Origin of the sequence: Aeromonas encheleia (assembly GCF_900637545.1) — a bacterium.
Lineage (GTDB): Bacteria > Pseudomonadota > Gammaproteobacteria > Enterobacterales > Aeromonadaceae > Aeromonas > Aeromonas encheleia.
In genome coordinates, this window is the sequence record NZ_LR134376.1 from 3,044,259 (window position 1) to 3,057,831 (window position 13,573).

The following is a 13,573-nucleotide window of genomic DNA, read 5'->3' on the forward strand; positions in this document are numbered from 1 at the left end:
ATTGTTGGCTCACTGAATTATCTTTTGTTCAAAAAATTTAGAAACTAACGCCAAAGAACTCTTCAAACTTGGCAATCACGTAATCCAAATGATCATGAGCCAAGCCTGGGTAGATACCGATCCAGAAAGTCTGATTCATCACACGGTCAGTGTTGGTCAGCTCACCAACAACACGATATTCACGACCAGCGAAATACGGCTGACGAGTCAGGTTCCCAGCGAACAGCAGGCGAGTACCCACCTTGGCCTCGTCAAGGAACTTGACCAGCTCAAGACGACTGACACCTGCAGTTTCCTTCAGCGTTATCGGGAAACCAAACCAGGACGGTTCAGAGTTTTCGGTGGCTTCCGGCAGTTCGAGGAAATCGACACAGTTGGCCAAGCCCGCCTTCAGGTATGCGAAGTTAGCTTTGCGCTGCTCGACGAACTCTTCTACACGCTCCAACTGGGCCAGACCACAGGCCGCCTGCATGTCAGTGATCTTGAGGTTGTACCCCAGGTGGGAGTAGGTGTACTTGTGGTCATAGCCTTCCGGCAGGGAGCCAAGCTGTTGACTGAAACGCTTGCCACAGGTGTTGTCGCAACCCGGTGCGCAGTAGCAATCACGACCCCAGTCACGGAAGGATTCGATAATCTTCTTCAGTTCGCTGGACTTGGTGAACACGGCCCCACCCTCACCCATGGTGATATGGTGCGCCGGGTAGAAGCTGACGGTGCCGATATCACCAAAAGTACCGACCATTTTGCCATCGTAACGGGTACCTAGGGCATCACAGCAATCTTCGATCAACCAGAGGTTGTACTTGTCGGCGATGCGACGCACCTCGGCCAGATTGAACGGGTTACCCAGAGTATGGGCGACCATGATGGCTTTGGTTTTATCCGTTACGGCGGCCTCGATCAGAGTGGGATCGATATTATAAGTCGGGATATCTACATCCACGAATACCGGGATCAGGCCATTCTGGATGGTCGGATTGACCGTGGTCGGGAAGCCGGCCGCAACGGTGATCACTTCATCACCCGGTTTGAGTGCACGTTCACCCAGCTTGTGGGAAGTCAGCGCCGTCAGGGCCAGCAGGTTGGCGGAAGAGCCTGACGTGGTGGTCAACACATGGGGTACGCCGATGTATTCACCCAGCTTCTTCTCGAAAGCATCGTTGAAACGACCGGTGGTCAACCAGCCATCCAGCGAAGCCTCAACCATCAGCTGCAGTTCACGGGCACCGATCACCTTGCCAGACGGCGGGACGACGCTACTACCCGCCACGAACGGCTTGGGTGCCATCGCCTGCTCGGCATACTGAGCTACCAGTTGGGAAATTTGTTCACGCAGAGCTTGTGCACTCATTTATCTCTTCCTGTTAAAAGTCTTGCCAATGCCTGGTTTCGACATCTGTTTCGACAATGGGTTGTGGTTCGTTGATCGAAGGGGCCGGATGTTACCTAGCTAATGCTATTTAGCCAACGGGAAAACCACCAGACCCGTTGGTATCAGTGGGCTGCCATATAGTCGCGGATCTCGTGCAGGGTAACCTCACGCATATCTTCACCGGCCAGCCAGGCCTTGTGCCACTTGATGATGCGATCCAGAGTGGTGACAAGATCCCAACGCGGTTGCCAGCCCATCCGCAGCTTGGCTTTGGAGCAATCGAGCTTGAGGTAATGAGCTTCGTGAGGATGATCGGCACCATCGAGTTGCCAGCTGGCGTTGCCGCCCCACAACTGCACCATCTTCTCGACAATAAACTGCACCGGCTGAGCATCGTTGTCGTTGGGCCCGAAGTTCCACCCTTCTGCATAGGCACAGCCATCGCGATAGAGATGCTGTGCAACCAGCAAATAGCCTGACAAGGGTTCGAGCACATGCTGCCACGGTCGGATTGAATGAGGATTGCGAATAACCACCGGCTGGTCGTTCTGGAAGGAGCGCAAGATATCCGGGATCAAACGATCTTTGGCCCAATCCCCGCCGCCAATCACATTGCCAGCGCGTACCGATGCCAAGGCCACGCCATGGCGTGCATAATCCTTCGGATTAAAGAAAGAGCTACGGTACGCAGAGGCGATCAACTCCGCACAGCCCTTGCTGTTGGAATAGGGATCATAACCCCCCATGGCCTCATCTTCACGATACCCCCACACCCATTCGCGGTTTTCATAACACTTGTCGCTGGTGATATTGACTACCGCCTTGACGCCACCGACCGCCTTGATGGCTTCAAGCACATAGACGGTACCCATGACATTGGTGGAATAAGTCTCGATAGGATCGTCATAGGAGAGTCGTACCAACGGTTGGGCAGCCATATGAAATACGATCTCGGGTTTGAAGTCGGTCATGGCTTCTCGCAGATGGAAGAAGTCACGAATATCGCCATCTTCCGACAACAACCCCTGCCGAACCTTGGCCACGTCGAAGAGGCTGGGTTCAGTGGGAGCAGGAAGAGAGTAGCCACGCACTATGGCTCCCATTTCCTCCAGCCACAGCGCCAGCCAGCCACCTTTAAAACCGGAGTGGCCGGTCATAAAGACCCGCTTATTTTTCCAGAAATCAGGATCGATCACGCTCATTACTCCCATACCTTCCAGGGGGCCTTGCCTTTTTCCCAAAGCCCTTCCAGATAGTGCTTATCACGCAGGGTATCCATCGGCTGCCAGAATCCACCGTGCTCAAATGCCATTAGCTCATTTTGTTCAGCAAGGCTCATTAGCGGCTCTTGCTCCCAAGTGGTCGCATCATTGTCTATCAAGTCGATCACCTTGGGACTTAATACAAAGAAGCCGCCATTGATCAAGGCACCATCACCTCTTGGTTTTTCTTTGAAGGAGAGGATCTGATTATTCTGGATATCCAGCGCACCGAAGCGACCTGGGGGATACGTTGCCGTAAGTGTCGCCAATTTTCCGTGGCTCATATGAAAGTCGATACTCGCCCTGATATCGACATCTGACACACCGTCCCCATAAGTAAACAGGAATGCTTCATCATCTTTCACATACTCAGCAACACGCTTAAGACGGCCACCCGTCATGGATGCATCCCCAGTATCAACCAGAGTCACATTCCATGGCTCTGCACGTTTCTCATGCACTTCCATCCGGTTTTCGGCCATATGAAAAGTGACATCAGACATATGAAGAAAATAGTTAGCGAAATATTCCTTGATGACATATCCCTTGTAACCACAGCAGATGATGAAGTCATTGATACCGTGTGCAGAATACATCTTCATAATGTGCCAGAGGATCGGCTTGCCCCCGATCTCGACCATCGGCTTAGGTTTTACAATAGTTTCTTCACTTAGACGGGTGCCCAGGCCACCGGCAAGAATTACCGCTTTCATGTTTTCTCCCACTTATTTTGATACCGTAAAGGCATCAGAAAAAAATTGTTTTTCCGAAAGTCCAACTTTGACGAAATCTTCTTTCGCGGCCGCGATCATCTGAGGTGAACCGCAGGCATAAACACAGTAATCAGATAGACTACCAAAATCTTGCAATACTGCTTGATGGACAAGTCCAGTGCGTCCACTCCAGCCTGAATCGCTACCAGAAACAACCGGAATGAAGGTAATATTTTCATGCTTATTTTCCCACTCGGAAGGAAGCTTAGAATAGAAGTCCTGAGATTTACTCATGCCCCAATAGATATTAATTTTTCGTGCTGAATTGCTATTTATGAGGGCCTCTACCATAGACTTAACCGGAGCGAATCCGGTACCACCAGCCAAGAAAATAATGGGGCGATTATCCTCTCTGATGAAAAAGGTACCAATAGGGCCATCTATTCTCATCAGAGAATCTAGCTTGACGCCAGCACAAAGCAATTTACTCATTGCACCATCGGGAACAAGGCGAATATGGAGTTCAATTCCATCTTTACTGTTGGCATTGGCGATGGAGTAGCTTCTGGTGATTCCTTGATAGCTAAGGTTGATATACTGTCCAGGTAAATAATCAAAGCCCGCAGCAGGAGGAAGTCTGAACTTTAAGATCAGAAATTCATTATCAATCTCTGCCAATGTCACTTTACATGGCACGGTTTTACGAGAGAGGCAAGCCAGTTCGGGGTAGTATTCAGCTTCAATAATTAACTCTGCACAGGCACTCTTGCATTGACATGTCAAAAAATTCTGCCCTGCAGAGAATACATTACCTTGCTCATTAATCACTTTACCTTCTATGAGCTTTGACTCACACAGTCCACAAGAACCATTTTTACAACTATGTTCCAGTATGACTCCAGCACGAATTGCTGACTCCAGAATCGTTGCATTCTCAATTGCATGAAAATTAATATCTGATGGTTTTATTCTAATAATCGGTGTCATAAATCACTCAAAACAAACAGCATCTTGTAAACAGATACCTTGCAAATCTTTAGAGGATAATTGTGGTTCAAATTCAAACGGCCATTCAATCGCAATATCTGTATCGTCCCACGTTATGCAGGCCTCACATTGAGGGGCATAATATTCTGTCGTCTTGTATAGAAACTCGGCTGTCTCACTTAACGTAACAAAACCATGAGCAAATCCTTCCGGAATCCATAATTGGCGCTTGTTCTCGGCTGACAAATGCACTCCAACCCACTGACCAAAAGTGGGGGAGCTTTTGCGAATATCGACCGCGACGTCAAATACCTCACCAGCGACACAACGCACCAGCTTGCATTGCGCGTGGGGCGGTAACTGATAGTGCAAGCCGCGCAATACCCCTCTGGATGACTTGGAGTGGTTATCCTGCACAAATGTCACTTGATGGCCAATCGCTGCTTCAAATTGCTGGTGGTTGAAACTCTCAAAGAAAAAACCACGTTCATCACCAAATACTTTTGGCTCAAAGATAAGGACTTCAGGTATCGCTGTCTTGATTACATTCATCTTTAATATCCAAATCGAATTTATATAGTATTGTGGGAGGGAACCTCCTCTCAATATCACATCAGGCTTTGGCAACCATTTTAAGTAGATATTGACCGTACGCATTTTTGATCAGCGGGGCGGCTAATTTCCTCACCTGATCTGCATCGATGAATTTTTGGCGATACGCAATCTCTTCCGGACAGGCCACTTTCAACCCCTGGCGAGTCTCGATGGTCTGAATAAAGTTACTCGCCTCAATCAGGCTCTCATGGGTGCCGGTATCAAGCCAGGCATAACCACGGCCCATCATGGCCACCGACAGATTACCCTGCTCAAGGTAGATGCGGTTGACGTCGGTGATCTCCAGCTCGCCGCGGGGGGATGGCGTCAGGCTCTTGGCAATCTCCACCACGCTGTTGTCATAAAAATAGAGACCCGTTACCGCGTAGTTGCTCTTGGGCTCCAGCGGCTTCTCTTCCAGCGAGATGGCCGTCCCCTTGCTGTCAAACTCCACCACCCCGTAGCGCTCCGGGTCATGAACGTGATAGGCAAAGACGGTGGCACCATTTGGTTGGGCGGCAGCGGCTTCCAAGTGCTTTTGTAGGTCGTGGCCGTAGAAGATATTGTCGCCCAGCACCAGCGCACAGGGATCTGAGCCGATGAACTCTTCCCCCAGAATAAAGGCTTGTGCCAACCCGTCCGGACTTGGCTGCACCTTGTACTGCAAGTTCAGGCCCCACTGGCTGCCATCACCCAGCAACTGTTCAAAACGGGGGGTATCTTGCGGTGTGCTGATGATCAAGATATCGCGGATCCCCGCCAGCATCAGGGTGCTCAGCGGGTAATAGATCATCGGTTTGTCATAGATAGGCAGCAGCTGCTTGCTGACGGCCATGGTGACGGGATAGAGACGGGTGCCAGAGCCTCCGGCCAGAATAATGCCTTTACGTTTAGTCATGATGTTTAATTTCTTATATTTGAATTACGCAACCATCAAAAAGAGTGTGCCTAATAGCTACTCTTGTTGTGTTTTATCCCTGTTGGCGAGAGGTGTATATTCCCATGCCACTCACCCTCTTCTTTACTTGTTACTTGCCGAGGATCTCGGTCAGCATCCGATCGACGCCTACGCTCCAGTCCGGCAACACCAGATCGAAGGTGCGCTGGAACTTGGTGGTATCGAGCCGTGAGTTATGGGGGCGCTTGGCGGGCGTCGGGAAGGCGCTGGTCGGCACGGCATTGACCTGAGTCACGGCCAACTCGACACCGGCTTTCCGCGCTTTGGCGAAGACTCGCTGGGAATAATCAAACCAGGTGGTGGTACCGGAGGCGATCAGATGATAGAGGCCCGCCACCTCGGGTTTGCCTTGTGCCGTGCGGATTGCATGGGCCGTGCAGTCGGCCAGCAACTCCGCACCGGTCGGTGCACCGAATTGGTCGTTGATGACCGACATCTCGCTGCGCTCCTTGCCAACTCGCAGCATGGTCTTGGCGAAGTTGGCACCGCGGGCGGCATAGACCCAGCTGGTGCGGAAGATGAGGTGGCGGGCACACAGTGCTGCTGCATGCTCACCCGCCAGCTTGGTCTCGCCATAGACGTTGAGCGGCGCTGTCTGGTCGCTCTCGACCCAGGGGCGCTCGCCACTGCCATCGAACACGTAGTCGGTGGAGTAATGCACCAGCCAAGCGCCCAAGGCCTCTGCCTCTGTGGCAATCGCCTCGACACTGGTGGCATTGAGCAGCTCGGCAAATTCCCGTTCGCTCTCGGCCTTGTCGACCGCGGTGTGAGCCGCGGCATTGACAATTACATCCGGCTTGAGCAAGCGTACCGTCTCGGCCACCCCGGCCGGGTTGCTGAAATCACCGGAGTAGTCGGTGGAGTCAAAATCAACGGCGGTAATGCGCCCCAGTGGCGCCAAGGCGCGCTGCAGCTCCCATCCCACCTGGCCGTTTTTGCCAAACAGCAAAATATGCATCAGGCACGCTCCCCGTAGTTCTGTTCAATCCAGGATTGATAGGCACCGCTCTTGACGTTGCTGACCCACTGCTGGTTACCCAGATACCACTGCACCGTCTTGCGAATGCCGGACTCGAAGGTCTCTTGCGGTTGCCAATCAAGCTCGCGACTCATCTTGCTGGCATCGATGGCATAGCGGCGGTCGTGACCGGGACGGTCTGTGACATAGGTAATTTGATCGCGATAAGAGCCCGCCTTGGGCACCATCTCATCGAGCAGATCGCAGATGGTGTGCACCACCTCCAGGTTCTGCTTCTCGTTGTGGCCACCGATATTGTAGGTCTCACCCATCACACCCGTGGTGACCACGGCATAGAGAGCCCGCGCATGATCTTCCACATAGAGCCAGTCACGGATCTGGTCGCCCTTGCCATACACCGGCAGCGGCTTGCCATCCAACGCGTTCAAGATCACCAGCGGGATCAGCTTCTCGGGGAAGTGATAGGGGCCGTAGTTGTTGGAGCAGTTGGTGACCACGGTCGGCAGACCGTAAGTCCGGCGCCAGGCGCGCACCAGATGGTCGCTGGAGGCCTTGGAGGCAGAATAGGGGCTGCTGGGGGCATAGGGGGTGGTTTCGGTAAAGAGCGGCAGCACCTCGCCGGTATGCACCTCATCCGGGTGGGGCAAGTCCCCATATACCTCATCGGTGGAGATATGGTGGAAGCGGAAAGCGCTCTTGCGACTCTCATCCAGACCGTTCCAGTAAGCACGGGCCGCTTCCAGTAACACATAGGTGCCGACGATATTGGTCTCGATAAAATCGGCGGGCCCGGTGATGGAGCGATCGACGTGACTCTCGGCAGCCAAGTGCATCACGGCATCGGGTTGATGCGCGGCAAACACCCGGTCCAGCTCGGCGCGGTTGCAGATATCCACCTGCTCGAAGGCATAGCTATCACTGGTCGAAACTTCGGCCAAGGACTCCAGATTGCCCGCATAGGTGAGTTTATCGAGGTTGACGACGGCATCCTGCGTATCACGGATGATGTGGCGAACAACGGCAGAACCGATAAAGCCGGCGCCACCAGTCACAAGGATTTTCATATAGATTAGTGCTCTCGCAAGATAATTAAATTGAACGAAGAGAATGAGACATGATAGGGGGAGTGGATGATGATCATACCGCTGTGATGGCATAGAAAATCGGTAAAAGGAAACCAGATAACGCTCTTATCCTGACCGCGACGTTGGCTACCGCCCCTGAGTTTCAGCTCCCAGCATGCTGCCTTTAACCTGATTGCGCGCGCTGTTGGTCATCATATCCTCCAGCTTCTTGTCTTGATTGATGCTTAGCAATGATTCCCTATCACCTTACGCATCGGAAAATGCAGGATGCGTGCACTACTCACATCTAGGCCAGATAGGGCCATCAACCCGATTTAACCTCGGATTCTACCTCGTTTTCCCCAAGAATGAACAGTCAAAACATAGGAGGCCGACAACCCAAGAATGTACGAAAAGAGGCATCATACGAACACCTGTAGGAGCAGGTTCAACTTGTACACCCACTAACAATTACACAATGTGTCTGTATAACCATACGAAAAACACCAATTTTTCAACTTGTTAAGATCTTATCTTTGCTGTTGGAAGATGAACTAGGAGGCTACTCACCCACAAGTTTTCACCACCTCATCCACCCATCAACCACCGACCTTCCGGCAATTGGCCACCACTTTCATAGTCAGGGAGTGACGCATCCTCTAAAGGGTTATGTGATTCAGTCCCGATACAGGGGTGACTGGTTAGGATCCGCATTGACTCTCCTTCCTATACACCCTCTAATTGACAGCCTGGACCCTCATAATCATGCATCTTATGAAAATTCTATTGGTCGAAGACGACAAGCTGCTCAATCACCATCTTACTACGCTGTTGACCGAGGCCCAGAATCAGGTCCACAGCACCGACAGCGCCCAGATTGCGCTGCATTATGCTCGCGACTATCCCATCGATGTGGCCATCATCGATCTCGGCCTGCCGGACATGGACGGTCTGCAACTCATCAGCCAGTTGAGGGAGCAACAGATCCCCTTCCCCATCATCGTCTTGACTGCCCGTGGCAACTGGCAGGACAAGGTAGAGGGGCTGGAGGCTGGTGCCGATGATTATCTGGTCAAGCCGTTCCAGAAAGACGAGCTGCTGGCCCGTCTCAACGCCCTGGTGCGCCGCAGCGCCGGCTTCATTTCCCCCAGGGTGAAGGCGGGTGAATACGAGCTTGATCTGTCTCGCAAGGAGCTGAGCATCGCTGGGGAAGTCACTGTGCTGACCAGCTTCGAGTACCTGATCCTGGAGTACCTGATGCGCAATGCCCGCCAGGTGGTTTCCAAGCAGCAGTTGCTGGATCAGCTCTACGGCGATGGTGAAGGGGACCCGAATACCATAGAGGTCATGGTAAGCCGGCTGCGCAAGAAGCTGGATCCGGAAGGAACAGTCTCCCCCATCTCCACCATCCGGCGTCAAGGCTATATCTTTAACCTTTCATGCAGTTGAGCGCCGCATCTTGCCGCCCTCTCCGCCAATGAGCGCCCTATGTATCTGATCAGCCGATCCCTCCACATCAAGCTGATGATGAGTGCCATGCTGGTCATCGCTATCATCATGTCCTTCTCGGTCTATATCCTCTACCTCGGTCACACCGAGGAGCAGGCCCAGAAGGCCAGCACCCGCATGCAGGAGAATCTCTCCAAGCTGTTCTCCTCCAAGCAACCGGATCCCCGTGCCATCACGGATCTCGGCAACATCACCCCGGATGCCATCGACCCCAACCTCGATACCCTCATCTGCCGGGCCGATGGGGAACTGAGCTGGTCCAGCCTGCATATACCTGAGGTGATCTCGGTCAAGAAGACCATCTGTCAGGATCTGATGAAACACCTGGGTGGGTTGGATCAGGACTACTTCTTCAAGCTCCATACCATCAAGAATGGCGAGAGCTACTTCATCTACAGTCTGCGCTTCCTGCGCAATCATGGTAAGGGCCCCACCACCTACTACGTGGTAATGGTCGATTCCGCCAAACGCTATCTGGCCCAGACTCAGGCCTATCTCTACCAATGCATCCGCCAGGCGCTGCTCTCCTACTGCCTGCTCGGTGCCTTGCTGCTGCTCACCAGCTTCTGGAGCCTCTCCTCCCTGCGCACCATGGCGCGGCAGATAGACGAGATCCGGGCCGGCAAGCGGGAGGCACTCTCCAGCGACTACGAACGGGAGCTGCAGCCCCTGACCGAATCGGTCAACCAACTGCTGGAAAACGAACGCCAGCAGACCCAGCGCTACCAGCATGCCCTGAACGATCTGGCTCACAGCCTGAAGACACGGCTGGCACTCATCCAGATCACGGCCCAGGAGCTCAAGCTCGGCCACGACATCCATGACAACATCAACGAACAGATCACCACCATGGATCAGATCATCCAGTACCAGCTGCGCCGCGCCGTCACCGGCCGCAAGCGCCTTGCCAGCAAGGGCACCGAGCCGGTACCGCTCATCGAGAAGCTGCTGGCCAGCCTCTCCAAGGTCTATCGCCACAAGAAGCTGCAAACCAGCTTCCAGTTCGATGACGACGTCTTCTTCAGCGGTGAGCAGGGCGATCTGATGGAGTTGATGGGCAACCTGCTCGACAACGCCTGCAAGTTTGCCATCAGCGAGATCCGGGTGCAGGTGCGTCGCCAGGAAAACAACCTGCTCATCGTGGTGGAAGACGACGGCCCCGGCATCGATCCCGGCAAGTCACAGCAGATCTTCCAGCGCGGGGTGCGGGCCGACAGCTCCTGTGGCCAGGGCATCGGCCTCGCGGTGGTGACCGAGATAGTGCACAGCTACGGCGGCAAGATCCGGGTGGACGAGTCACCGCTCGGCGGCGCCAGATTCCACATGACGCTTCCCTGATACCGCAGGGGCCCAAGGCATGGGCTATGGATCAGTCCATGGCCCATGCCGGCCCGTCTAAGCGCGAAAGCGTATCTCTCATCGAGCTACATCAGAAAGCTCATCTGCGCCGTGGCGTGACTCAACATCAGCGACTATCGCACGGCTGTTATCGGTCGACTGCCATCCCCCTCTTCCGGCCTCAACAACTGCTGCTTCTGCTCACAAGGGCCAGCACCAGCCGCACCGCCCCATAACTCTCAGACCATCGATTCCCGTATCGATCAGACCCGCCTTCTGGCCAGCAACCTCGCCAGCAGTGCAAGGCCGGCAAAACCGCCCTAGCCAGCCGTACCATGGCCGAACTGGCACGGCTTGCAGGATGAAGTGACCACTGAGTCGCTCGCCCTGTGATGGCGGGAGAATGGCGGCTAGGCAAAGAAATTCGAGGCGAACAGGCATAAAAAAACCGGCCGCGAGGGCCGGTGAAACAGTTCAGGCTTGTCAGGTGACAAACGCACCCAGCGGGTGAGAGCTGGTTTCAATTCCTTATGAAGACCCGCCCTCTTGAGTACGTGGGATCACTCTACACCAGGGTCACTGAATCAAGGCTGAACCATGGTGAAATCGTTTTCTTGGCCTGTTTCAGAGCCAGATCCCGAGGGACTGGCGCAGATAGGCGCCGGCGCCGAGCAGACCCGGCCCCTCGTGGGTGATGAGGAAAACAGGAATGTCTTTCAGATAGGGTTTGAAGCGTCCTTTATCTTCGAATGACACTCTGAAACCAGAGCCGAGGAAGAACTCCTGGAAGCGGGGCACTATGCCGCCGGCGATATAGACGCCGCCGAAGGTGCCCAGGTTGAGCGCCAGATTGCCGGCAAAGCGCCCCATCAGCACGCAGAACAGGCTCAGGGTGCGGCGACAGTCGAGGCAGGAGCCCGCCAACGCCCGCTCGGTGATGTCTTTGGGCAGCAGCGCCTCGGGCTCACGGCCATCGGACTTCACCAGGCCGCGGTAGATGTTGACGAGGCCGGGACCGGAGAGCAGCCGCTCGGCCGAGACGTGGCCGAGCTCCGCGCGCATCACCTGCAGCACCGCATCCTCTTCCTCGCTGTTGGCAGCGAAATCCACATGACCGCCCTCCCCCGGCAGGCTGAGCCACCGCTCGCCGGCCTGCACCAGGTGCGCGACCCCCAGGCCTGTGCCTGCGCCATAGATGGCGATGGGCTTGCCGGCCACCGGTGCCGCCCCCCCCAGCTGGATGCGATCGGCCTCCGTCAGCACGGGCACCGCCATGGAGACGGCGGTAAAGTCGTTGATGACCTGCAGCCGGGTCAGGCCGAGATTGGCCTGCATCTCGCTGATGGAGAACTCCCAGCTGTGGTTGGTCATGGCGACCCAGTCGCCGTTGATCGGGCAGGCAATGGCGATACAGGCCTCGCCAACCTTGGCGGAATGCTCTGTCAGATAGAGGCGCACCACGGCCTCCAGGCTGGGATGAGCCAGGCCGGAATAGGTCTTTGCTTGGGAAATGACACCGGTTGCCAGCTCACAGAGGGCCAGCCGGGCGTTGGTGCCGCCGACGTCGCCGACCAGCGCATGGGTATGCTGCATAACAAACTCCTTCGTTACCGACTCGGGGCGGCCCTTACCGTCCCGACATTGTTATTTGGCTGCGATTCTACCCGAGCCCTCCCCCGGGCGGCGCCTTTGATGAATGCATCTGTGCACTCGCTCACAGTGTTGTTGCTTTGCAACATTTGTAAGCGTTTTCAGGGGCTGAATGAAAGTTTGTAACCCAAAATACGAAATAATTAGACATGAGTCATACTTTACAGGGCCGAGATTAGTTTCGGTAAGAGCTTGTCTTGTATAGTCATCGGGTCGATAGGAAAGCTGCTTGACCGTGAATTTAGTGCATAGACACTGAAGTTAAATTACAAAAATGCCTGGTGGTAATGATGAATACCCTCGATAAGATCACTAACAACTTAGAAAGTTTCAGTAAATCAGAGCGTAAGGTAGCGGAGGTGATTCTGGCATCGCCCCAGACCGCCATCCACTCCAGTATTGCCACCCTGGCCAAGATGGCTGATGTCAGTGAGCCGACCGTCAACCGCTTCTGTCGTCGCCTCGATACCAAGGGTTTCCCCGATTTCAAACTGCACCTGGCCCAGAGCCTGGCCAACGGCACGCCTTATGTGAATCGCCATGTCGAGGCGGAAGACGGGCCCGATACCTACACCGCCAAGATCTTCGAGTCCACCATGGCCTGCCTCGATGCCGCCAAGAACAGTCTGGACATCTCCGCCATCAATCGCTGCGTCGATATCCTTACCCAGTCCAAGAAGATCAGCTTCTTCGGCCTCGGTGCCTCCTCGGCCGTGGCGCGGGATGCCCAGAACAAGTTCTTCCGCTTCAACATCCCGGTGGTGAGCTTCGAGGACATCGTCATGATGCGCATGAGCTGCATCAACAGCAGCGAAGGGGATGTGGTGGTGCTGATCTCCCACACCGGCCGCACCAAGGCGCTGGTGGAGATCGCGGCCCTGGCCCGTGAAAACGACGCCACCGTGATCGGCATGACCGCCAAGGATTCCCCGCTGGCGCGCGAGTGCAATCTGGTGCTCTCCATGGATGTGCCGGAAGACACCGACGTCTACATGCCGATGGCCTCCCGCATCGCCCAGCTGGCGTTGGTAGATGTATTGGCGACCGGTTTTACCCTGCGCCGTGGCATGAAATTTCGCGAAAACCTGAAGAAAGTCAAAGAAGGTTTGCGCGAATCCCGCTTCGATACCCCGCACAATTCCTGAAG

The 13,573-nt window shown here is 54.5% G+C and carries 12 protein-coding genes; 3 read left to right on the top strand and 9 right to left on the bottom strand.

Annotated features, from left to right (window positions below):
• Window positions 1-37: 37 nt before the first annotated feature.
• The 8 genes from rfbH to rfbB form a co-directional block, all read right to left on the bottom strand.
• Window positions 38-1,351: a lipopolysaccharide biosynthesis protein RfbH gene (gene rfbH / locus EL255_RS14090; RefSeq protein WP_042654927.1), complete on the bottom strand. Its 1,314-nt coding sequence runs from the start codon at window positions 1,349-1,351 to the stop codon at window positions 38-40.
• Between the two features lie 143 nt (window positions 1,352-1,494).
• On the bottom strand, window positions 1,495-2,574 hold the full coding sequence (gene rfbG, locus EL255_RS14095) for a CDP-glucose 4,6-dehydratase (protein WP_126623371.1): 1,080 nt from the start codon (window positions 2,572-2,574) through the stop codon (window positions 1,495-1,497).
• Entirely contained in the window at window positions 2,574-3,347 is a 774-nt protein-coding gene (gene rfbF / locus EL255_RS14100) for a glucose-1-phosphate cytidylyltransferase (protein ID WP_042654928.1), read from the bottom strand. Before rfbF ends, rfbG begins: the two co-directional genes overlap by 1 nt.
• 12 nt (window positions 3,348-3,359) lie before the next feature.
• Window positions 3,360-4,334 carry an FAD-binding oxidoreductase gene (locus EL255_RS14105; RefSeq protein WP_084228424.1) on the bottom strand — a complete coding sequence of 325 codons (975 nt, stop codon included), beginning with the start codon at window positions 4,332-4,334 and terminating at the stop codon, window positions 3,360-3,362.
• Between the two features lie 3 nt (window positions 4,335-4,337).
• Window positions 4,338-4,886: a dTDP-4-dehydrorhamnose 3,5-epimerase gene (rfbC, locus tag EL255_RS14110; RefSeq protein ID WP_042654929.1), complete on the bottom strand. Its 549-nt coding sequence runs from the start codon at window positions 4,884-4,886 to the stop codon at window positions 4,338-4,340.
• Window positions 4,887-4,947: 61 nt separating this feature from the next.
• Window positions 4,948-5,826, bottom strand: a complete 879-nt coding sequence (gene rfbA / locus EL255_RS14115; RefSeq protein WP_042654930.1) for a glucose-1-phosphate thymidylyltransferase RfbA — start codon at window positions 5,824-5,826, stop codon at window positions 4,948-4,950.
• A 130-nt stretch (window positions 5,827-5,956) separates the two neighbouring features.
• Entirely contained in the window at window positions 5,957-6,844 is an 888-nt protein-coding gene (gene rfbD / locus EL255_RS14120) for a dTDP-4-dehydrorhamnose reductase (protein WP_042654931.1), read from the bottom strand.
• Window positions 6,844-7,929, bottom strand: a complete 1,086-nt coding sequence (gene rfbB, locus EL255_RS14125) for a dTDP-glucose 4,6-dehydratase (RefSeq protein WP_042654932.1) — start codon at window positions 7,927-7,929, stop codon at window positions 6,844-6,846. Before rfbB ends, rfbD begins: the two co-directional genes overlap by 1 nt.
• 774 nt (window positions 7,930-8,703) lie before the next feature.
• Here rfbB and EL255_RS14130 point away from each other — a divergent pair.
• On the top strand, window positions 8,704-9,378 hold the full coding sequence (locus EL255_RS14130; RefSeq protein WP_042654933.1) for a response regulator transcription factor: 675 nt from the start codon (window positions 8,704-8,706) through the stop codon (window positions 9,376-9,378).
• Between the two features lie 39 nt (window positions 9,379-9,417).
• On the top strand, window positions 9,418-10,776 hold the full coding sequence (locus tag EL255_RS14135) for an ATP-binding protein (RefSeq protein ID WP_042654934.1): 1,359 nt from the start codon (window positions 9,418-9,420) through the stop codon (window positions 10,774-10,776).
• Window positions 10,777-11,400: 624 nt separating this feature from the next.
• Here the strand turns inward: EL255_RS14135 and glk are convergent.
• Complete coding sequence (gene glk, locus EL255_RS14140; RefSeq protein ID WP_042654935.1) at window positions 11,401-12,369, bottom strand: glucokinase; 969 nt, start codon at window positions 12,367-12,369, stop codon at window positions 11,401-11,403.
• Window positions 12,370-12,716: 347 nt separating this feature from the next.
• Here glk and EL255_RS14145 point away from each other — a divergent pair, with 347 nt between their 5' ends.
• Window positions 12,717-13,571, top strand: coding sequence for a MurR/RpiR family transcriptional regulator (locus EL255_RS14145; RefSeq protein ID WP_170176012.1), 855 nt, complete (start codon window positions 12,717-12,719; stop codon window positions 13,569-13,571).
• The last annotated feature ends 2 nt before the right edge of the window (window positions 13,572-13,573 follow it).